This is a genomic window from Kosakonia sp. ML.JS2a, from assembly GCF_025642095.1.
GTDB lineage: Bacteria > Pseudomonadota > Gammaproteobacteria > Enterobacterales > Enterobacteriaceae.
In genome coordinates, this window is sequence record NZ_CP106754.1 from 2,973,573 (window position 1) to 2,992,867 (window position 19,295).

The following is a 19,295-nucleotide window of genomic DNA, read 5'->3' on the forward strand; positions in this document are numbered from 1 at the left end:
TTTTTGCGATACATGTAGAACGCCACGCTATATGTCCATTCTTACCCAAGCCGAGAGAGCGAGACTTCCACCAGTCGTACCATGACTGATCGTAAGGCTGGTCACTTCCCTTTTCTCTCACAAACCAATGATTCCGCTTCGATCGCTTACCCATTTCAGCTGTCGGGTACATCGGAGAGCGATTCAACTTATCAATCAGCATATGACCACCTTTGCATGCCGTTTCGTTGAGGACATTTTGCTCCAGTGCGCTGATTAATCAAGTTAGTTAAATCAACCGACCAGCCTGGCATTACGCGGGCGGGGTTCGCACAACCTTTTATTGAGGTGACCTATGGATGCTTTACCACGCTTAACCCCTGAAAAACTGGCAGCAATGCCGAACGGCACTCGCATTAAATTTGGCGGGCAAATTGTGAAGCTCTCCGGGCGCGGAACTTTTGTTAATGCAGCCGGATGCACGGAGACCATGATCGAGTACACAGACTCGCGCGGCAATAGCGTCAGCTTTGAAGAAAAAATATTCCTTCAAACTGCTACTGAGTATCTCAACTCAGTGCGCTGTGATTTTTGCCTCCGACTGCGTGACAAGCATGACTGCGAAGTAAAGGTCATCGAAACCTACATGAGTCGCAGCAACGGTAATTTCTGCAAAGACCGCGGCTGCGCGCAGCTTTACTTCATTCGCCATCCGAACCAGAAGCCACAGATTGGACGCCGAAAATGGTGAATGCAAGCCGTGATAACGGCCTCCTGATTATCGCAATGCTTTGCATCAAATATGGGCTTCAACCAGCCGACCTCGAAAGCATGGCCCGACAACTGGCGGAGTTCGATGCAGTGAACGACGCAATGACTGAAGGAAAAGAAAATGTTGCGTGTGATTGATACCGAGACCACCAGCCTCGAAGGCAGTGTGCTGGAAATCGCCAGCGTTGATATCGTGGACGGGGTGATCTGCAATCCGATGAGCGACTTTGTTAAGCCCACAGAAGCGATCAGCTTTGAGGCTATGGCGATTCACCACATCACGGAAGATATGGTCGCGAACGCCCCGCTGATTAGCGAAGTGATTCATCGTTACATGGGAGCGACTGCCTACGTCGCTCATAATGCTAAATTTGACCGTTCGAAACTTCCCCAAATCGAAGCACCCTGGATTTGTACCGCCAAGCTGGCGCGCACCCTATTCCCTGACCATCCAAGCCACAGCAACCAGTATCTGCGCTACAGCCTTGGGTTGAAACCAGAGTTACCGGAAGGTTTCTACGCACACCGCGCGCTCTATGACTGCTATGTGACGGCCGAACTGCTCCTGTATATGGGCCGCCTGGCGAAGTGGACGATGGGCGAAATGCGCGCCATCTCCAACAACCCTTCTCTTCTGAAGTCGATCCGCTTTGGTAAACACAAAGGTCTGACATTCGAAGAGATCGCCAAAGTCGATCCGGGGTATCTCCGCTGGTTATCTGGCAACAGCGATGACGAAGACATTCTTTTCACCATCAAACACTGGCTTAAGGGGTAATCTATGGCGGTAATGACACTCATCCTTGCCGACTCCGGGTATGGCAAGACGTACAGCATCCGCAACGTTAACCCGGAAAACGCCATTCTCGCACGCTGTATCCGTAAGGCTCTTCCGTTCCGCAATACCGGCTGGAAACTACACGGCAAACGCCTACCGGATAACACAATCCAGCGCGGTAACGTCGTTGACATCCGCAATGCCCGGCACCTGTTTGAGGTGATACAAAACGCAGCGCGCAGCGGTCGCAGGATGCTCATCATTGATGACTTCCAGGCCATCATGCAGCACGAAAACATGGATCGCGCTTACGAAACTGGCTACACCAAATTCACCGAAATGGCAGAGCATGCCTGGCGAATCATAGAAGCCGCCACGCAATTACCTGACGACTTCCGCGTTTACTTCCTGGCCCACACAGAAGAAAGCGAAGGGAAAATCAGGATGAAGACCGTCGGCAAGATGCTTAACGAAAAGCTCACCCCCGAAGGCTACTTCCCTATCGTTCTGCGCATCATCAAGCGCGACGGTAAACACCTCTTCCTGTTGAAGGGCGACGACAACGATACCGTGAAATGCCCCCCTGACCTGTTCGGCCCGGGCGTGAATGACATGGATAACGACCTCGCCGCCTTCGACAACGCAATTTCTGAATTCACTGACTTATAAGAGAAAAACCATGAACCAACCAATTAGCTTCACCTGGAACCAGCAGTCTGCTGAGGCAGCACTCAAAGCAGGATCATCCGCAGGCATTTCTGAAACCGGCGCATACGAAGGAATTATCACCTCGGCTGTGTATGAGTTCGGTAAGGATGGCTCACAGTCGCAGGCGCTGGTTCTTTCGCTCGACGCTGACGGTCAGAAAGCAAACTTCCTGCGTATCAACTTTCTCGGTCGCGATGGCAGCCAGACATTTGGTATGGGTCTGATCGCCGCCATTATGTGGGCTGCTCAGGTTAAGAACGCAACCGCGCAACAACGCAATGGACAAAACGGACCTGAGTGGTTCCTGCCAGAACTGGAAGGTAAACGCGTTGGCTTGTTCCTGCAAAAACTCCTCACTACTAAGCAGGATGGCAGCGACAGCTACAAATTTGAAGTACGCCATGTTTTCCAGCCTGGAACTCGCCTGACTTACAAAGAGTTCACTGAAAAAACACAAGCTGAAGCTATTGCCACGCTTGAGCGCACCATGAAAGACAAAGATGAGCGCAGGCCGCATGACTCCTCTCGCGGTGGATGGGGAGCTAATAGCGGCCAGAACAATGGCGGCTGGGGAAATCAATCTCACGATCCCAACTCTGTTCCAGATTCACGTCTCCAGCAGGCCGCGCGACAGCATGCACAACAGCAAGCTGCGCCCGAGTTTGATGACGATATCCCCTTCTGAATGAGGCGGCACTATGACGCACTCGCACGACGATATAAGGGTTGGCGCGGTGCGTCTGCCCTTTATTGCTGTCAAAAAAGGCTGGTTAATGCCATGGGGTGAGGTGATCGCCAACCCCATTAAAGCGCAGCGGTTGGCCGAAGAACTGGATCAAAAGAGAGGTCTGAATGACTGATAAATACTCTCTCATCTATGCCGACCCGCCGTGGAGCTATGGCAACAACGCAAGCAACGGAGCCGCACGCGACCACTACGACACGATGAAGCTGATCGACCTTAAGCGCCTCCCTGTTTGGGAACTGGCCTCCGAAAATGCCGTGCTGGCGATGTGGTACACCGGCACGCATAACCAGGAGGCTATCGAACTGGCAGAGGCGTGGGGCTTTACCGTGCGCACCATGAAAGGCTTTACGTGGGTGAAGCTGAATCAACTGGCCGAGCAGCGCATCAATAAAGCGCTGACTGAAGGTGATGTCGCCGATTTTTACGACTTCCTCGACTTACTTAACGCCGAAACGCGGATGAACGGCGGCAACCACACCAGAGCCAATACCGAAGATGTGCTGATCGCCACCTGCGGCACCGGGCTGGAACGCCTTAACGCCGGAATCAAACAGGTGGTTTATAGCCCGCTTGGCAAACACAGCGAAAAGCCATGGGAGGTACGCCACCGCCTTGAGCTGCTTTATGGCGATGTGCCGCGCATCGAGCTATTCAGCCGTAGCGCTGCGCCAGGCTGGCATCACTGGGGTAATCAGGCTGAGTCGCCAGATGTAGAGATTTTCCCTGGCAATGTTCAGCCCATCTTCAAAAACGGATGGAGAGCAGCATGATGCAAACGACACCAGAAATCGAAAACGCCATCCGCGCGCAGGGTCGTAAATGCGTCGATGAAATCCGCCAGGCCATGAAAGCCCGGCCAAAGCCGAAATGGAATGACATCGTCCCTGCCATTCTCAAACGGCATCACAAAAAAATTGAGCCGATGGGCATCAGCCTGGTGGCTTTCGTTAGCAGCATTGGGCGAATGAATGGGCGCTATGGAGTGGAATCATGAACACCGAAAAAATTGTAATGATGGACAGTGATGAGGCAGCAAGCATTCAAACCGTCACTGGCTGGGTTGACCGTTATGGACGGTTCTGGGGTAAAGATGAAGTTGCCGCGCGCTGGTCTGGCGCCACTCACCGCAAGTGCAAAAACAAGCCGGATCAGCACCCTATCCATGCAAAAAACTTCTGGTGTGAGATATGCCATCAGGAAGCTCGTCAAAAAACTTTCGATGAAATGGAAAAGCAAGTATGGAAAGGCGAACCGCTTGTCATTTTCGATGACGATATGTACTTCTTCGATATTAGCGACCTGGTAGATTACTGCGAAGAACACAACTTGCTGCCTAGTGAAATTCGCCTGGTCATTTGTAAACCCAATATGCCGCCAGAAATCGATATGAATGACCACTTACAGGAGATTATCCCTGATGGTGGTGACCATAACGATATTCCGGAGGAAATCTGGCAAGCGGCTGAGGCACTGAATAAAGCGCTACGTGAAAGCCCAGCTATATCATGGAGTGCAGGGAATGCTGCCGCTATCGTTTCAGACGATATTCTTACGGACGAAAGGAAAGCTGAAATCATGGCGGAGCGTGCATGATGCCATCAGAAATCATCGACCAGGCCAACGAGCTGGTAGAGCAGAACATCAGCCAGGCCATTCAGGCACACCGTATCAACCGTAACGCGGTATCGGCGGAACATTGCGAAGAGTGCGGCGATCCGATACCGGAAGCGCGCCGAATTGACGTTCCTAGCTGTCAGACGTGCGCTGAGTGTCAGGGGATTATCGAACTGAAGAATAAGCAGAAGGAGATGTGATGGATTAATATCTCTTAAAACTAATTAATTGATGGTGGTTTGATGGAATTAGCACCTTGGCTATACATAGCCATTGGAGTCATTGTGGTTGGCTTATCTGGTTGCTATGAGAGGCAATACTTCCGTGGGAAAAATGACACCTCTGCCGCAACAAATCTTATTCTTGTAATGTTTTGGCCTCTCGTGTTGACGTTAATCATCATCATTATCACGTATCAATTCATCAAATCCCTCTTTAAGTAACACGTTGTTGATTAATGCAGCTTACAGGTGATTCACTGAGTCGCTTGTTGGGTGCTGATCACCAATAAAACCTGATTAATTTCCCTCATGTCTTACCGCCTGCGGTCGGCATTCTTTTACTGATTTCTAATAATCAACACGTCGCTGCCGACGCGGGTATACTCGCGCCGGTGTCAGGAGTTCTCTATGGCGCAGGTAATTTTTAATGAAGACTGGGTAGTCGAAGCAAAGCTGTGTGAGAGAACCGGTCTCTCAAAGCGGCAGGTTACCAGCTATCGCGCTCATCGTTGGATCGAAGGTGTTCACTTTAAACGGGTGGCGCAAACCGAAGGAGATAACAATTCTCCCCGGGCAACCCTTTGGTACAACATCCCCAAAATTAACAGCTTTGTTCAGGAGTCGTGACAGTGGCGCCAACCGGAGTGGAAGTTCACAATGGGAAAATCAGGATCTGGTTCATTTATCGTGGCGTACGCTGCCGGGAAATACTCAAAGGGTGGGCAACAACTGGCACCAACATAAAAAAAGCTGGACAGTTAAGGGCAAAGATAACCAGCGAAATCCAGCTTGGGTCGTTCGATTACGCTCTGCAATTTCCATCATCAAAAAATGCGAAAAAATTCTCCACAACGGTTCGTATCAACACGTTTGAAGAGCTCTGCACCGCATTCGTCGAGACAAAAGAGCTTGAGATGACTTATGCATCGTTGCGGAATATGCAGTCTGCTATCAAGACCCTTATCGCCCTAGTGGGAAGCAAAACCCTGATTGCCGATATCCAGCAAATGGACATCCTTAGATACAGAAAATCGTTGTTATTGGGGACGGTTAACAATGACACATTGCCTCACCTCAATAAAACCGGGCGAGCACCGGCCACAGTCAATGAGCAGATCAGAATCCTTTGCGCGATGCTGAAATTTGCTAAAAGCAGCCACGTCATTTCGCATAGCCCGTTTGATGACATAGCTTCATTGAAGCTCGCACAAAAGGTGCCTGATCCACTATCCCGAGAAGAGTACGACAAATTTATCACTATACTTCCGCTGTCTTTTCGTTACTTCTGGCAGGTGGCATTTTTCACCGGAATGCGCCACGGTGAGCTTTGCGCCTTAGGATGGGATGATGTTGATTTCGAATCAGGTAAAGTCAATGTTTCGCGGAATCTGAATAACTACGACCAGTTTGGACCACCGAAAACAGCGTCCGGAGTCCGTAGCATTACACTGTTGAAACCAGCAGTCGAGGCTTTGCGTGCTCAGTTCGAACTGACAGGCAAAGATCAGCCAACAGAAATTACTTTTCATCACCGCGAATACTCCCGCCTGGAGATGCAGCAGGTTCGTTTTGTATTCAGGCCTATCGTGAAAGGCAGGATACCAAATCCTTACTACTCGAAGAATGCATTGGCGTATAGCTGGAAGCAAGGGTTCAGGAAGGCAGGAGTTCGCAGCCGCGTGCCATACCAGTCTCGTCACACATATGCGTGTTGGTCATTGTCCGCTGGCGCAATTCCTTCCTTTATTGCCAGCCAGATGGGGCATAAGAATGCCAGCATGGTGTACAGAATTTATGCGAAATGGATGAGCGAAGAGGATCAGGGCCAGATTTCAATGTTGAACAGCAAATTGTGCTGATTGCCCCCTATATGCCCCTTTTGTTTTTCATTTTCATGAATTTATGTTTATTTTTAATGGGTTACTGATGTGTTGTATAATGCTCTGCACTTTATCAAAAATAAGAGTGCGACCATGATAGATCCCAACCTGCCACTAACTGATATTCATCGCCACCTTGACGGCAACATCCGTGCCCAAACCATTCTGGATCTTGGCCGCCAGTTCAATTTAACGCTCCCCGCCGGGACGCTCGACACTCTGCGCCCGCATGTTCAGGTCACCTCTAATGAACCGGATCTGGTGAGTTTTCTGGCCAAACTCGACTGGGGAGTAAAAGTGCTGGCGTCACTGGATGCCTGCCGCCGCGTTGCGTATGAAAATATGCAGGATGCCGCGCAAAACGGCCTGCACTATGTCGAACTCCGCTTCTCGCCAGGTTATATGGCCATGACCCATAACCTGCCGGTGGCTGGCGTGGTTGAAGCGGTGATTGCCGGGATCCGCGAAGGCAGTCGCGACTTTAATGTTGAGGCGCGTTTAATTGGCATTATGAGCCGCACCTTTGGTGAAGCCGCCTGTTTGCAGGAACTGGAAGCGCTGCTGGCCCATCGGGATGGCATCACTGCACTGGATCTGGCCGGAGACGAACTGGGCTTCCCGGGGAGTCTGTTTCTGCCGCACTTTAACCGCGCGCGCGACGCAGGCTGGCGCATCACCGTGCACGCGGGCGAAGCCGCGGGTCCGGAGAGCATCTGGCAGGCGATCCGTGAACTGGGCGCTGTGCGCATCGGGCATGGCGTAAAAGCCATTGAGGATGCCGCACTGATGGATTTCCTCGCGGAGCAGCGAATCGGTATCGAATCCTGTCTGACATCGAATATTCAGACCAGCACCGTCGCGTCGCTGCCGCGTCATCCGCTGAAAACGTTCCTTGAGCACGGTATTCTCGCCAGCATCAACACCGACGATCCGGCGGTTCAGGGCGTGGAAATTGGTCACGAATATAATGTGGCCGCCCCGGCAGCAGGACTGAGCCGCGAGCAGATCCGCCAGGCGCAAATCAACGGGCTGGAGATGGCGTTTCTCAGCGACAGCGAGAAACAGGCGCTTCGCGATAAAGTCGCCGCAGCGTAATGAAAAACCGCTCACGTTCTGGCGTGAGCGGTTCATCCTCAGGTGAGACTCAGCGTGGCGCGGTGTTTCGCCGACTCAATACCCAGTTCAATCAGTTCCATGATCCGGATAGCCTGACTGGCTGGAACCGGGTTTTCCCCGACGCCGTTCAGCGCATCGCGGATCGCGGCATAATAAGCAGGGTAATTTCCCGGCAGCGTTAGCCAGTTCTCTTCCTGACGCTCTTCGCCGTCCACGCGAGTCAACACCCCATCGCGCATGTCATAGCCCCAGTCCGCCTGTGGCAAGCGCGCGCCGCTTTTCAGACACTCCTCCTGCGGATCGAGACCGTATTTCACATAACTGCCACGGCTGCCGTGCACAATATAGCGGGCAGATTCAGCCGCCGCCAGCAGGGTACCATGCAGTATTACCCTACGCTGCGGGTAAGAGAGCACCGCATGGAAATAGTCTGTTGACTGGGCTCCGGGGCGTAACTGCGCCAGATCGACCGTCATGGAAACAGGCAAACCAAACAGGTTAACCGCCTGATCGAGCAGGTGCGGCGCTAAGTCGTACCAGATCCCGCTGCCCGGACCGCCCTGTTCGCGCCAGCGGTTACGCACCTGCGGGCGGTAGCGGTCGAAATGGGATTCAAAATACGCCACTTCACCAAGCGTACCGTCGGCAAGCAGCGCTTTTAGCGTCAGGAAATCGCTGTCCCAACGGCGGTTGTGGAACACCGACAGCACACGCCCAAGACTGCGCGCCAGCGCATCCAGTTCACGGGCTTGTGACAACGTCACCGTAAAGGGTTTGTCCACCACAACATGCTTACCGGCTTCCAGCGCCGCTTTCGCCAGCGGGAAGTGCGTATCGTTGGGGGTCGGGATGACGATCAAATCGATTTGCGGATCGTTAAACAGGTGTTTAGGTTCCGAAACAACCGGCACTGTAGGCCAATCCGCTTTCACTTTCGCTTCATCGCTGCTGGAAATCGCCGCCAGCTCCATTCCTGCCGTTCCGGCAATCAGCGGCGCGTGGAAGGTTTTACTGGCATAGCCATAACCGATTAATCCGACACGGATATTATCACTCATATTGCGGCCTCTCCTCGTTGGATGAGCTATTTCACACTATCTGCCCGGTGGCGACAACCGTTCAGTTATTGCCGGGCAGATCGTTTAAATAAACATCGTTCAGCCCTGGTTTCCTGGCCTGGAATCTGCTTAAATCCTGGATCAACGCCTTGCCGCCAACGGGCGGTATCAGTAACATGCGTGGGCTAACATCAGGGAGTAGTAGAAGTATGGCCGCAATCTTCAATCGGATCATTGAATTAATGGGCTGGGTCGTGCTCGGCGTATCAACCATACTGTTGGTTTTCGCCAGCCATATTGATAATTACCAGCCGCCGGAACAAAGCATCGTTGCACAGAAAAAATAGCGTGCTGTGCACGCCTTGCGGCGAGTAAATAAACAAGCAGATGTTTATTGCCAGTTATGGTGAAGATCGTTACTCTTCTACCGGGCGCTGTTCTGGCGCCAGGTTTCATTCGGAAAGAAAACTCTTAATTTAATGGCAGAACAATCAGCGACTATTTACGTCCTGTTAATAATGTTTATTATTCGAACGAATTATACACACCTGTATTTCTGCCTCTTTGATTATATGGATAACCCTCAACATGACCGTCCAGGACTATTTATTAAAATTTCGCAAAATCAGTTCGCTTGAAAGTCTGGAAAAATTGTTTGATCACCTTAACTACACCCTGAGCGATAACGAAGAGCTCATCAATATGTACCGGGCAGCGGACCATCGGCGCGCTGAGCTGGTCTCCGGCGGTCGTCTGTTTGACATTGGGTGCGTTCCTAAATCCGTCTGGCATTACGTGCAATAACGCCACTGGCAATCAACGTGTAATGCTTTATACTCGTCGCCCGGCGCAATGAACCTATCGCAATAATGCCCTGAGCGAGGAATGCAGTATGACAACACTCTCCGCAGAAAGAATCGGCGGCTGGTTGCTCGGCCCTCTGGCCTGGTTGCTGGTGGTATTGTTCAGCACTTCGCTGGCGTTATTAATGTACGGAACGGCATTATTGACGCCGCAAACCGTCACCATGCTCGGTACGATGCCCTTTCGCGATGCGCTGCTGTGGTTTGTGTCGTTCGCCTGCGCGATTGGCATCTGGTATTACACCTTCTGGCTGGTGATTGCCTTTTTTAAACGCCGCCGTAGCGTGCCGAAGCATTACATCGTCTGGTTGCTGATTTCCGTTTTGCTGGCGGTGAAAGCCTTTGCTTTTTCACCGGTTTCCGACGAACTGGCCCTGCGTCAGTTGCTGTTTCCGCTGCTTGCCGCCGCGTTAATGGTGCCCTATTTCAAGCGCTCCACGCGCGTTAAGAAGACCTTTATTAATCCGTAATAACCTTACAGTTATCCTGTTGTCGCCCGGTGCTGTTTGACCGATAATAGGCGGCTTTTTTTATTTCAGGCCACATCATGACAGACTATCTGCTGCTATTTATCGGAACGGTACTGGTCAATAACTTCGTACTGGTGAAGTTTCTTGGCTTGTGTCCGTTTATGGGCGTATCCAAAAAACTGGAAAGCGCAATGGGCATGGGGCTGGCGACCACTTTCGTGATGACGCTGGCCTCCATCTGCGCCTGGCTCATCGATACCTGGGTTCTGATCCCGCTGGATTTAGTCTATCTGCGCACGCTGGCGTTTATTCTGATTATCGCCGTGGTGGTGCAATTCACCGAAATGGTGGTGCGCAAAACCAGCCCGGCGCTCTATCGCCTGCTGGGTATCTTCCTGCCGCTGATCACCACTAACTGTGCGGTACTGGGCGTGGCCCTGCTCAATATCAACCTTGGGCACAACTTCATGCAGTCGGCGTTATATGGTTTTGCTGCCGCGGTAGGGTTCTCTCTGGTTATGGTGCTGTTTGCGGCGATCCGCGAACGCCTGGCCGTTGCCGATGTGCCCGCCCCTTTTCGCGGCAATGCGATTGCATTAATCACCGCGGGCTTAATGTCTCTGGCCTTTATGGGCTTTAGTGGTCTGGTGAAACTGTAATGAGTGCGATTTGGATAGCCGTTGCAGCCCTGAGCGTGCTCGGGTTGTTATTCGGCCTTATTCTCGGTTACGCCTCCCGCCGTTTTGCGGTAGAAGACGATCCGGTCGTTGAAAGAATTGACGAGTTATTGCCGCAAAGCCAGTGCGGGCAGTGTGGCTACCCTGGCTGCCGCCCTTACGCTGAAGCCGTGGGCAAACAAGGCGAAAAAATTAACCGCTGCGCCCCGGGCGGCGAAGCCGTGATGCTCAAAATCGCCACCCTGTTGAACGTCGATCCTCAACCGATTGACGGCGATGCCGACGCCCAGGAGCCGGTGCGGATGCTGGCGATTATTGATGAAAACAATTGCATTGGCTGCACCAAATGCATCCAGGCGTGTCCGGTGGACGCCATCGTCGGCGCAACCCGCGCCATGCATACGGTGATGAGCGATCTTTGCACCGGTTGCAATCTTTGTGTGGATCCGTGCCCGACGCAGTGTATTGAACTGCGTCCGGTGGAAGCGACCACCCGTAACTGGAAATGGGATTTGCAGACCATTCCTGTGCGCACTATTGCTGTGGAACAACATGCTTAAGTTATTTTCCGCTTTCCGAAAAGACAAACTGTGGGATTTTCACGGCGGTATTCATCCGCCTGAAATGAAAACCCAATCCAACGGAACGCCGCTGCGTCAGATACCGCTGGCGAACCGTTTTGTCATCCCCCTGAAACAGCATATCGGCGCTGAAGGCGAGCTGTGCGTGAAAGTGGGCGACACCGTCCTGCGCGGTCAGCCGCTGACCCGTGGTCGCGGCCGCATGCTGCCTGTACACGCGCCGACGTCCGGCGTTATTGCCGCTATTGCACCCCATTCGACGGCGCACCCTTCCGCACTGCCGGAAATGAGCGTGATCATTGACGCCGATGGTGAAGACCGCTGGATCGATCGCGATGGCTGGCAGGATTACCGTTCCCATAGCCGTGACGCGTTAATTACGCGTATCCACCAGTTCGGCGTCGCTGGTCTGGGCGGTGCGGGCTTCCCGACTGGCGCTAAGCTCCAGGGCGGCGGCGATAAAATCGACACGCTGATTATTAATGCTGCCGAGTGCGAACCTTACATCACGGCGGACGATCGTCTGATGCAGGATTGTGCAGCACAAATTATGGAAGGCGTGCGCATCCTGGTGCACATTCTTCAGCCGCGTCAGACCATTATTGGCATCGAAGATAACAAGCCGCAGGCCATTTCGATGATGCGTGCCGTGCTGGCGGGCAGTCACGATATTCAGTTGAAAGTGATCCCCACCAAATACCCATCCGGCGGCGCTAAACAGTTAACGCAAATCCTCACCGGTAAGCAGGTGCCGCACGGTGGGCGCTCTTCCGATATTGGCATTCTGATGCAAAACGTCGGAACCGCCTATGCAGTGAAACGCGCCATCATCGACGGCGAACCGCTGACCGAACGCGTGGTGACCTTAACCGGCGAAGCGGTCACCCGGCCGGGCAACGTCTGGGCGCGCCTTGGTACGCCTGTTCGTCACTTGCTCGATGTTGCGGGTTTCTGCCCCTCTGCGGAGCAACTGGTCATTATGGGCGGGCCGCTGATGGGCTTCACCCTGCCGTGGCTCGATGTGCCGGTTGTCAAAATAACAAACTGCCTGCTGGCGCCCTCCGCAAGCGAAATGGGCGAGCCGCAAGAAGAGAAAGGGTGTATCCGCTGTAGCGCCTGCGCCGATGCCTGTCCGGCGGATTTGCTGCCGCAGCAACTCTACTGGTTCAGTAAAGGTCAGCAGCACGATAAAGCCACTGCGCACCATCTTTCCGACTGCATTGAGTGCGGCGCGTGCGCCTGGGTCTGCCCAAGTAATATCCCTCTGGTGCAATATTTCCGTCAGGAAAAGGCGGAGATCGCCGCCATCGCCGAAGAAGAACGACGCAACGCTGAAGCCAAAGCACGCTTTGAAGCCCGCCAGGCGCGCCTGGAGCGCGACAAACTCGCGCGCCTCGAACGCCACAAGCAAGCCGCCGTGCAACCGGGTGCGAAAGATCAGCAGGCGATTGACGCGGCCCTGGCGCGCGTCCGTGAAAAACAGGCTACCGCCACGCAGCCGGTCGTGATTCAGGCAGGCGAGCAGCCGGATAACAGCGCAATAATCGCCGCCCGTGAAGCGCGAAAAGCGCAGGCACGTGCGCGCCAGGCCGAAAAAGCAGAGAACACAGAGCAGGAACACCCTGTGACGGCAGAAAGCGTCGATCCGCGCAAAGCCGCTGTCGAAGCGGCCATCGCTCGCGCCAAAGCACGCAAGCTGGCGCAAAGCGGAACCGCCGAGCCACAACCAGCCATCGTAGAAGAACCTGTGGTGCCCGATGCGCCCGTCGATCCGCGCAAAGCTGCCGTCGAAGCAGCCATCGCGCGTGCCAAAGCACGCAAGCTGGCGCAAAGCGGAACCGCCGTGCCACAACCGACCGTCGCAGAAGAACCTGTGGTGCCCGATGCGCCCGTCGATCCGCGCAAAGCTGCCGTCGAAGCGGCCATCGCGCGTGCCAAAGCACGTAAATTAGCCCAGACGCAGGCCGCGGTGCCTCAGGCAGCCAATGATGACCCACGCAAAGCCGCGGTTGCCGCCGCCATTGCCCGGGTTCAGGCGAAAAAGAGTGCGCAACAAGCTGTCAACGAGGATTAAATGGTTTTCAGAATCGCAAGTTCCCCCTATACCCATAACCAGCGTCAGACCTCGCGCATTATGCTGCTGGTCACGCTGGCGACACTGCCCGGCATCGCGGCGCAATTATGTTTTTTTGGCTGGGGAACACTGTTACAAATCGTACTCGCCATTGTGAGCGCCCTGGCGGCAGAAGCGCTGGTGCTGACATTACGCAAACAGCGCGTCGGTCAGATTCTGGCAGACAACTCCGCCCTGCTTACCGGGCTTCTGCTTGCCATCAGTATTCCGTCTCTTGCGCCCTGGTGGATGGTGGTGCTGGGTACCGTGTTCGCAGTGATCATCGCCAAGCAACTCTATGGCGGGCTGGGGCATAACCCGTTTAACCCGGCGATGATTGGTTATGTGGTGTTGCTGATCTCTTTCCCGGTGCAGATGACCAGTTGGCTGCCGCCGTACGACATCGCCCGTACCGCGCCCGGTTTTCTCGATGCCATGCAGATGATTTTCACCGGGCATACCGCCACAGGCGCAACCATGGAAAACCTGCGTATCGGTATCGATGGCATAAGCCAGGCGACCCCGCTTGATACCTTCAAAACGTCATTGCATGCCGGCCACAGCGTTGAGCAGATCATGCAATATCCGATTTACAGCGGTGTGCTCGCAGGTGCAGGCTGGCAGTGGGTCAACCTCGGTTATCTGGCTGGCGGTGTGTTCCTGCTGTGGCAAAAAACCATTCGCTGGCATATTCCGGTCAGTTTCCTCGTCACGCTGGCTCTCTGCGCCACGCTGGGTTGGATCTTTTCGCCTGCGTCGCTGGCCGCGCCGCAGCTTCATTTACTCTCCGGCGCAACGATGCTGGGGGCGTTCTTTATTCTTACCGATCCGGTGACCGCCTCTACCACCAATAAAGGTCGCCTGATTTTTGGCGCACTGGCTGGTCTGCTGGTGTGGTTGATCCGCAGTTTTGGCGGCTATCCGGACGGTGTGGCTTTTGCGGTGTTGCTGGCCAACATTACCGTGCCGTTGATTGACTACTACACGCGCCCGCGCGTGTACGGGCATCGCTAAGGAGCCGGTATGCTAAAAACAATGCGCAAACATGGTCTGACGCTGGCGTTGTTCGCCGCCGGTTCTACCGGGCTGACGGCCGCCATCGATCAAATGACCAAAACCACCATTGCCGGACAGGCAGCGATACAGCAAAAAACGCTGTTCGATCAGGTTATCGCGGGCGATAGCTATAATAACGCGTTGCAAGAGAGCTGTTATCTGGTTAGCGACCCGGCGCTGGGTAAAGGTCAGCATCATCTGTGGATCGCCAAAAAAGATGAACAACCGGTGGCGGCAATTATCGCAGCCACTGCGCCGGACGGCTATTCCGGCGCTATTCAATTGCTGGTTGGCGCGGATTTTAATGGCACTATTCTGGGTGTTCGCGTCACAGAGCACCACGAAACACCGGGTCTTGGCGATAAAATTGAACGGCGTATTTCCGACTGGATCACCCACTTTTCCGGGAAGAAAATAGACGGCGCTACCGACAGCCACTTTGCGGTGAAAAAAGACGGCGGTGATTTCGACCAGTTCACCGGCGCCACCATCACCCCGCGCGCAGTCGTCAACGCGGTAAAACGCACCGGCTTGTACGCGATGACGCTCCCTGAGCAGTTACCCCGTTTGCCGGTTTGTGGAGAGTAAACCATGAGCGAAGTCAAAGACGTTATCGTCCAGGGATTGTGGAAAAACAACTCCGCACTGGTTCAGTTGTTGGGGATGTGCCCCCTGCTGGCGGTCACCTCCACCGCAACCAACGCCCTCGGTTTGGGACTGGCAACCACGCTGGTGCTGACCCTCACCAACCTGTTTATCTCTTCCCTGCGCCGCTGGACGCCGGATGAGATCCGAATTCCCATTTACGTGATGATTATCGCTTCAGTGGTGAGCGCCGTGCAGATGCTGATCAATGCCTATGCGTTTGGCCTCTATCAGTCGCTGGGGATCTTTATTCCGCTGATTGTCACCAACTGTATTGTCGTGGGGCGTGCGGAAGCCTTTGCTGCCAAAAAAGGCCCGGCGCTGTCGGCACTGGACGGTTTTTCTATCGGCATGGGCGCGACCAGCGCTATGTTTGTACTGGGTTCCCTGCGTGAGATCCTTGGCAACGGTACGCTGTTCGACGGTGCTGATGGGTTACTGGGCAGTTGGGCAAAGGTGCTGCGCATTGAAGTGTTCCATACCGATTCGCCCTTTTTACTGGCGATGTTACCGCCAGGGGCATTTATCGGCCTGGGCATGATGCTGGCCGTGAAGTATCTGATTGATCAAAAAATGAAAAAACGACGCGAAGCAGCAGCGGCCGCCAGTGAAGATCCGCAGGCGTCGCCCGGGAAGGCATAATGAACAAAGCGAAACGGCTGGAAATATTATCCCGCTTACGGGAAAACAATCCGCATCCCACCACGGAGCTGAATTTTAACTCTCCGTTCGAACTGCTGATCGCGGTGTTGCTCTCCGCGCAGGCGACCGATGTCAGCGTCAATAAAGCCACCGCCTTGCTCTACCCTGTTGCGAATACGCCGAAAGCGATGCTGGAGTTAGGGGTGGAAGGCGTGAAGCAGTACATCAAGACCATTGGTCTGTTTAACAGCAAAGCCGAAAATGTCATCAAGACCTGCCGCATTTTGCTGGAACAACATGGTGGTGAGGTCCCGGAAGATCGGGCGGCGCTGGAGGCGTTACCGGGCGTCGGGCGCAAAACGGCGAACGTGGTACTGAATACCGCCTTCGGCTGGCCGACAATCGCCGTGGATACGCATATTTTTCGCGTCTCCAACCGCACCGGGTTTGCGCCAGGCAAAAATGTGGAGCAAGTGGAAGAGAAACTGCTGAAGGTCGTCCCGGCGGAATTTAAGGTCGATTGCCATCACTGGCTGATCCTGCACGGGCGATACACCTGCATCGCCCGTAAACCGCGTTGCGGCTCCTGCATTATCGAAGATCTGTGCGAATACGGCGACAAGACGGACTGAGCATTCTCAGAACGGGCGCATCACGGCCAGCAGAATAATCAACGCCAGCGCAATGATCGTCAGTGCGGTGGCTTTCGCTATCATCCCTGCGCCCTTTACGGCTTCGCCTGCCGCCATACGGCGCAACGTTGCTGAGAGAAAACCGTGCAGGCCGGAGAGCAACACCACCAGCACCAGTTTTAACACCAGCCACATATGCGGTAGCTGACCGTGCGCCACAATCATCACTACCCCGGCGACCCACAGTAGCAGCATCGCAGGCGTCGTTACACGGCGACTCCAGCTACGCACATCCCTGAGCAGGCCAGAGACAGTGGTCAAATCCTTCTGTGCAGCGCTCCAGCTTGCTACTACTGCCATCACTAATATTCCGCCAATCCAGACAATCGCCGCAATAATATGCAACGCATTGAGCCACGGGTGAAAATTCATGTTTTAACTCCGAAGAAAAGGACAGACAGAAGTCTGACAGCGCAACCGCGCGCTGTCATGAACAAAGCGCGGCATAATCACAAAAAGTACGACATTTTTGATTTACTGCAGGTCGCCGCCGCCCGAAATGCTGCCTGAACGTGCTGATTTTCCATCATTCATCGACGTGACGACTTTCACATCTTTGAAAGTTGTTTTTTGTCGAGGATTATCCGGAAACAGTCCTGATGAACGCTGATAATCCTCCTCTTATACGCATTTAATGAGATTAATCCTTTTTTTAGAAGAAAAAAATCCTACCGCCCTGTGATAATCGTTACATTGCTAATGCCTTGTTAAAAAAGCGCATCTTCGCCAGAACACGTCGACCATAGAACAAAGTTTAAGCAGTCATTTCCCATAGATATAACCAGATACATTTTATAAAGCAGTCCAATGCACTGCATTATCAGCAAAACAGCAGAACATACACCTTTAACGGGGAAGGCGAGGCCTGAATGTAGAGGAAAAAACCATGTTTACTGAGATGGTGAAATTTAACTCTGAATAACAATTAAAATTACCGAGCAATGTAACGACATGGATCTATGTAACAGAATATGTCAAAAGGCTTGCCTGAAAGCGCAGGATAGTGAACATTACCCGCCGTTTCCCCTCCCAATATAACTATAAGCGTGATGAACTCTGGTCATTGCGCGCCGAACACCCCCGTTAATATGGGATGTAAAAAAAGAGGTATATGTGTCGACTGCAAACAAACCAACCGAAAGCGTCAGTTTGAACGCTTTTAAACAACCGAAAGCGTTCTATCTCATCTTCTCTATCGAATTATGGGAACGTTTTGGTTATTACGGCCTGCAAGGGATCATGGCCGTTTACCTGGTAAAACAACTGGGTATGTCAGAAGCGGACTCTATCACCCTGTTCTCCTCCTTTAGCGCACTGGTTTATGGCCTGGTTGCCATTGGCGGCTGGCTGGGCGACAAAGTGCTGGGCACAAAACGCGTTATCATGCTGGGCGCCATCGTGCTGGCAGTGGGTTACGCGCTGGTGGCCTGGTCTGGTCACGACGCAGGCATCGTGTATATGGGTATGGCGGCGATCGCCGTGGGTAACGGCCTGTTTAAAGCTAACCCCTCTTCCCTGCTCTCAACCTGCTACGCAAAAGATGACCCGCGTCTGGACGGTGCATTTACCATGTATTACATGTCCGTCAACGTCGGTTCCTTCTTCTCGATGCTGGCGACACCGTGGCTGGCAGCGAAGTTTGGCTGGAGCACCGCCTTCGGTCTGAGCGTTGTTGGCCTGCTGATCACCATCGTTAACTTCTCCTTCTGCAAACGTTGGGTGAAAAACTACGGCTCTAAACCGGACTTCGAACCGGTGCGTGTTGGCTACCTGCTGGCAACCATCGTGGGTATCGTGGTGCTGGTGGCAATCGCCACCTGGTTGCTACACAACCAGGGCATCGCACGCATGGTGCTGGGCGTGGTCGCACTGGGGATTATCACCATCTTTGCCAAAGAGACGTTCGCACTGAAAGGCGCGGCGCGTCGTAAAATGATCGTTGCCTTTATTCTTATGCTGCAGGCGATTGTTTTCTTCATTCTCTACAGCCAGATGCCGACATCGCTGAACTTCTTCGCCATCCGCAACGTGGAGCACACCCTGTTCGGCATCGCGTTTGAACCGGAGCAATATCAGGCCCTGAACCCATTCTGGATCATTATTGGTAGTCCGATTCTGGCCGCCCTCTATAACAAGATGGGTGACACCCTGCCCATGCCGCACAAATTCGCTATCGGTATGGTGCTGTGCTCAGGCGCTTTCCTGATCCTGCCGCTGGGGGCTAAATTCGCCTCCGACGCGGGTATCGTTTCTGTGAGCTGGCTGATTGCAAGCTATGGCCTGCAGAGCATCGGTGAGCTGATGATTTCCGGCCTCGGCCTGGCGATGGTGGCACAACTGGTGCCGCAGCGTCTGATGGGCTTTATCATGGGAAGCTGGTTCCTGACCACCGCAGGTGCAAACATTATCGCTGGCTATGTCGCGAACCAGATGGCCATCCCGGAAAATGTGACCGATCCGCTGATGTCACTGAACATCTACGGTAGCGTTTTCCTGCAAATCGGTGTTGTCACTGCGGTGATTGCCGTGCTGATGATCCTGACCGCGCCGAAGCTGAATCGCATGACTCAGAGCGACGACAGCGCCAGCAAAGCGACTGAAACCGCCACCGCTTAACATTCGCGGGGAACACGAAATTTAAAGCCGCTAACGCACGTTAGCGGCTTTTTTTTTATTCCACTGC

25 protein-coding genes are annotated in these 19,295 nt (G+C 53.5%); 23 read left to right on the forward strand and 2 right to left on the reverse strand.

The genetic code is table 11. From position 1 onward, the window contains the following. Positions 1–334 precede the first annotated feature (334 nt). The 12 genes from N7922_RS14095 (at position 335) to add (ending at position 7,794) form a co-directional block, all read left to right on the forward strand. Positions 335–730, forward strand: coding sequence for a hypothetical protein (locus N7922_RS14095; protein WP_263096888.1), 396 nt, complete (start codon positions 335–337; stop codon positions 728–730). A gap of 141 nt (positions 731–871) precedes the next feature. Then, positions 872–1,528: an exodeoxyribonuclease X gene (exoX, locus tag N7922_RS14100; protein WP_263096889.1), complete on the forward strand. Its 657-nt coding sequence runs from the start codon at positions 872–874 to the stop codon at positions 1,526–1,528. A gap of 3 nt (positions 1,529–1,531) precedes the next feature. Beyond that, complete coding sequence (locus N7922_RS14105) at positions 1,532–2,197, forward strand: ATP-binding protein (RefSeq protein ID WP_263096890.1); 666 nt, start codon at positions 1,532–1,534, stop codon at positions 2,195–2,197. Positions 2,198–2,207: 10 nt separating this feature from the next. Next, a complete protein-coding gene (locus N7922_RS14110; RefSeq protein ID WP_263096891.1) occupies positions 2,208–2,921 on the forward strand; it encodes a hypothetical protein in 714 nt (237 codons plus the stop codon). A gap of 13 nt (positions 2,922–2,934) precedes the next feature. Further along, positions 2,935–3,096 carry a DUF1317 domain-containing protein gene (locus tag N7922_RS14115; protein ID WP_263096892.1) on the forward strand — a complete coding sequence of 54 codons (162 nt, stop codon included), beginning with the start codon at positions 2,935–2,937 and terminating at the stop codon, positions 3,094–3,096. After that, complete coding sequence (locus tag N7922_RS14120) at positions 3,089–3,754, forward strand: MT-A70 family methyltransferase (protein ID WP_263096893.1); 666 nt, start codon at positions 3,089–3,091, stop codon at positions 3,752–3,754. The genes N7922_RS14115 and N7922_RS14120 overlap by 8 nt, the downstream gene beginning before the upstream one ends. Continuing rightward, positions 3,751–3,978, forward strand: a complete 228-nt coding sequence (locus N7922_RS14125) for a hypothetical protein (RefSeq protein ID WP_263096894.1) — start codon at positions 3,751–3,753, stop codon at positions 3,976–3,978. The genes N7922_RS14120 and N7922_RS14125 overlap by 4 nt, the downstream gene beginning before the upstream one ends. Further along, positions 3,975–4,577 (forward strand): BREX-1 system adenine-specific DNA-methyltransferase PglX, encoded by a 603-nt coding sequence (locus N7922_RS14130; protein ID WP_263096895.1) that lies wholly within the window; start codon positions 3,975–3,977, stop codon positions 4,575–4,577. Before N7922_RS14125 ends, N7922_RS14130 begins: the two co-directional genes overlap by 4 nt. After that, complete coding sequence (locus tag N7922_RS14135) at positions 4,574–4,798, forward strand: TraR/DksA family transcriptional regulator (protein WP_411554141.1); 225 nt, start codon at positions 4,574–4,576, stop codon at positions 4,796–4,798. The genes N7922_RS14130 and N7922_RS14135 overlap by 4 nt, the downstream gene beginning before the upstream one ends. Before the next feature lie 429 nt (positions 4,799–5,227). Continuing rightward, the gene (gene xisR / locus N7922_RS14140; protein ID WP_263096897.1) at positions 5,228–5,446 is read left to right on the forward strand and encodes an excisionase family protein; all 219 of its coding nucleotides are present in this window, start codon (positions 5,228–5,230) and stop codon (positions 5,444–5,446) included. A 2-nt stretch (positions 5,447–5,448) separates the two neighbouring features. Beyond that, on the forward strand, positions 5,449–6,678 hold the full coding sequence (locus N7922_RS14145) for a site-specific integrase (protein ID WP_317633841.1): 1,230 nt from the start codon (positions 5,449–5,451) through the stop codon (positions 6,676–6,678). Between the two features lie 114 nt (positions 6,679–6,792). Further along, positions 6,793–7,794: an adenosine deaminase gene (gene add, locus N7922_RS14150; RefSeq protein WP_263096899.1), complete on the forward strand. Its 1,002-nt coding sequence runs from the start codon at positions 6,793–6,795 to the stop codon at positions 7,792–7,794. 38 nt (positions 7,795–7,832) lie between these two features. Here the strand turns inward: add and N7922_RS14155 are convergent, their stop codons facing one another. Then, positions 7,833–8,873, reverse strand: a complete 1,041-nt coding sequence (locus tag N7922_RS14155) for an oxidoreductase (protein WP_263096900.1) — start codon at positions 8,871–8,873, stop codon at positions 7,833–7,835. Between the two features lie 209 nt (positions 8,874–9,082). Between N7922_RS14155 and blr the strand changes: the two genes are divergently transcribed. From blr to nth, 10 genes are all read left to right on the forward strand, one after another. Next, a complete protein-coding gene (gene blr, locus N7922_RS14160; RefSeq protein ID WP_061495401.1) occupies positions 9,083–9,220 on the forward strand; it encodes a division septum protein Blr in 138 nt (45 codons plus the stop codon). A gap of 241 nt (positions 9,221–9,461) precedes the next feature. Then, on the forward strand, positions 9,462–9,677 hold the full coding sequence (gene ydgT, locus N7922_RS14165; RefSeq protein WP_263096902.1) for a transcription modulator YdgT: 216 nt from the start codon (positions 9,462–9,464) through the stop codon (positions 9,675–9,677). A gap of 88 nt (positions 9,678–9,765) precedes the next feature. After that, positions 9,766–10,206: a DUF2569 domain-containing protein gene (locus N7922_RS14170; protein WP_263096903.1), complete on the forward strand. Its 441-nt coding sequence runs from the start codon at positions 9,766–9,768 to the stop codon at positions 10,204–10,206. Positions 10,207–10,283: 77 nt separating this feature from the next. Then, on the forward strand, positions 10,284–10,865 hold the full coding sequence (gene rsxA / locus N7922_RS14175; RefSeq protein ID WP_017456621.1) for an electron transport complex subunit RsxA: 582 nt from the start codon (positions 10,284–10,286) through the stop codon (positions 10,863–10,865). Then, the gene (gene rsxB / locus N7922_RS14180) at positions 10,865–11,443 is read left to right on the forward strand and encodes an electron transport complex subunit RsxB (protein WP_263096905.1); all 579 of its coding nucleotides are present in this window, start codon (positions 10,865–10,867) and stop codon (positions 11,441–11,443) included. The genes rsxA and rsxB overlap by 1 nt, the downstream gene beginning before the upstream one ends. Further along, positions 11,436–13,538: an electron transport complex subunit RsxC gene (gene rsxC / locus N7922_RS14185; RefSeq protein WP_263096906.1), complete on the forward strand. Its 2,103-nt coding sequence runs from the start codon at positions 11,436–11,438 to the stop codon at positions 13,536–13,538. The genes rsxB and rsxC overlap by 8 nt, the downstream gene beginning before the upstream one ends. Continuing rightward, entirely contained in the window at positions 13,539–14,591 is a 1,053-nt protein-coding gene (rsxD, locus tag N7922_RS14190; protein WP_263096907.1) for an electron transport complex subunit RsxD, read from the forward strand. It begins immediately after the preceding gene. Positions 14,592–14,600: 9 nt separating this feature from the next. After that, the gene (gene rsxG, locus N7922_RS14195) at positions 14,601–15,221 is read left to right on the forward strand and encodes an electron transport complex subunit RsxG (RefSeq protein ID WP_263096908.1); all 621 of its coding nucleotides are present in this window, start codon (positions 14,601–14,603) and stop codon (positions 15,219–15,221) included. Positions 15,222–15,224: 3 nt separating this feature from the next. Then, entirely contained in the window at positions 15,225–15,920 is a 696-nt protein-coding gene (locus N7922_RS14200) for an electron transport complex subunit E (protein ID WP_263096909.1), read from the forward strand. Continuing rightward, entirely contained in the window at positions 15,920–16,552 is a 633-nt protein-coding gene (gene nth / locus N7922_RS14205) for an endonuclease III (protein ID WP_263096910.1), read from the forward strand. The genes N7922_RS14200 and nth overlap by 1 nt, the downstream gene beginning before the upstream one ends. A 6-nt stretch (positions 16,553–16,558) precedes the next feature. On the opposite strand, the gene N7922_RS14210 is transcribed toward nth, so the two are convergent. Further along, positions 16,559–16,984, reverse strand: coding sequence for a CopD family protein (locus tag N7922_RS14210; RefSeq protein WP_263096911.1), 426 nt, complete (start codon positions 16,982–16,984; stop codon positions 16,559–16,561). 741 nt (positions 16,985–17,725) lie between these two features. On the opposite strand from N7922_RS14210, the gene dtpA reads away from it, so the two are divergent. After that, positions 17,726–19,228 (forward strand): dipeptide/tripeptide permease DtpA, encoded by a 1,503-nt coding sequence (dtpA, locus tag N7922_RS14215; RefSeq protein ID WP_263096912.1) that lies wholly within the window; start codon positions 17,726–17,728, stop codon positions 19,226–19,228. The last annotated feature ends 67 nt before the right edge of the window (positions 19,229–19,295 follow it).

Excerpts from the sequence above, each read along its gene's own strand:
- N7922_RS14115 (WP_263096892.1), top strand. The coding sequence starts at position 2,935 with ATGACGCACTCGCACGACGATATAAGGGTTGGCGCGGTGCGTCTGCCC.
- rsxG (WP_263096908.1), top strand. The coding sequence starts at position 14,601 with ATGCTAAAAACAATGCGCAAACATGGTCTGACGCTGGCGTTGTTCGCC.
- nth (WP_263096910.1), top strand. The coding sequence starts at position 15,920 with ATGAACAAAGCGAAACGGCTGGAAATATTATCCCGCTTACGGGAAAAC.
- N7922_RS14125 (WP_263096894.1), top strand. The coding sequence starts at position 3,751 with ATGATGCAAACGACACCAGAAATCGAAAACGCCATCCGCGCGCAGGGT.
- rsxD (WP_263096907.1), top strand. The coding sequence starts at position 13,539 with ATGGTTTTCAGAATCGCAAGTTCCCCCTATACCCATAACCAGCGTCAG.
- ydgT (WP_263096902.1), top strand. The coding sequence starts at position 9,462 with ATGACCGTCCAGGACTATTTATTAAAATTTCGCAAAATCAGTTCGCTT.
- rsxA (WP_017456621.1), top strand. The coding sequence starts at position 10,284 with ATGACAGACTATCTGCTGCTATTTATCGGAACGGTACTGGTCAATAAC.
- blr (WP_061495401.1), top strand. The coding sequence starts at position 9,083 with ATGGCCGCAATCTTCAATCGGATCATTGAATTAATGGGCTGGGTCGTG.
- N7922_RS14110 (WP_263096891.1), top strand. The coding sequence starts at position 2,208 with ATGAACCAACCAATTAGCTTCACCTGGAACCAGCAGTCTGCTGAGGCA.
- N7922_RS14095 (WP_263096888.1), top strand. The coding sequence starts at position 335 with ATGGATGCTTTACCACGCTTAACCCCTGAAAAACTGGCAGCAATGCCG.
- N7922_RS14155 (WP_263096900.1), bottom strand. The coding sequence starts at position 8,873 with ATGAGTGATAATATCCGTGTCGGATTAATCGGTTATGGCTATGCCAGT.
- N7922_RS14130 (WP_263096895.1), top strand. The coding sequence starts at position 3,975 with ATGAACACCGAAAAAATTGTAATGATGGACAGTGATGAGGCAGCAAGC.
- N7922_RS14120 (WP_263096893.1), top strand. The coding sequence starts at position 3,089 with ATGACTGATAAATACTCTCTCATCTATGCCGACCCGCCGTGGAGCTAT.
- N7922_RS14135 (WP_411554141.1), top strand. The coding sequence starts at position 4,574 with ATGATGCCATCAGAAATCATCGACCAGGCCAACGAGCTGGTAGAGCAG.
- N7922_RS14105 (WP_263096890.1), top strand. The coding sequence starts at position 1,532 with ATGGCGGTAATGACACTCATCCTTGCCGACTCCGGGTATGGCAAGACG.
- add (WP_263096899.1), top strand. The coding sequence starts at position 6,793 with ATGATAGATCCCAACCTGCCACTAACTGATATTCATCGCCACCTTGAC.
- exoX (WP_263096889.1), top strand. The coding sequence starts at position 872 with ATGTTGCGTGTGATTGATACCGAGACCACCAGCCTCGAAGGCAGTGTG.
- xisR (WP_263096897.1), top strand. The coding sequence starts at position 5,228 with ATGGCGCAGGTAATTTTTAATGAAGACTGGGTAGTCGAAGCAAAGCTG.
- N7922_RS14200 (WP_263096909.1), top strand. The coding sequence starts at position 15,225 with ATGAGCGAAGTCAAAGACGTTATCGTCCAGGGATTGTGGAAAAACAAC.
- rsxB (WP_263096905.1), top strand. The coding sequence starts at position 10,865 with ATGAGTGCGATTTGGATAGCCGTTGCAGCCCTGAGCGTGCTCGGGTTG.
- N7922_RS14210 (WP_263096911.1), bottom strand. The coding sequence starts at position 16,984 with ATGAATTTTCACCCGTGGCTCAATGCGTTGCATATTATTGCGGCGATT.
- N7922_RS14170 (WP_263096903.1), top strand. The coding sequence starts at position 9,766 with ATGACAACACTCTCCGCAGAAAGAATCGGCGGCTGGTTGCTCGGCCCT.
- rsxC (WP_263096906.1), top strand. The coding sequence starts at position 11,436 with ATGCTTAAGTTATTTTCCGCTTTCCGAAAAGACAAACTGTGGGATTTT.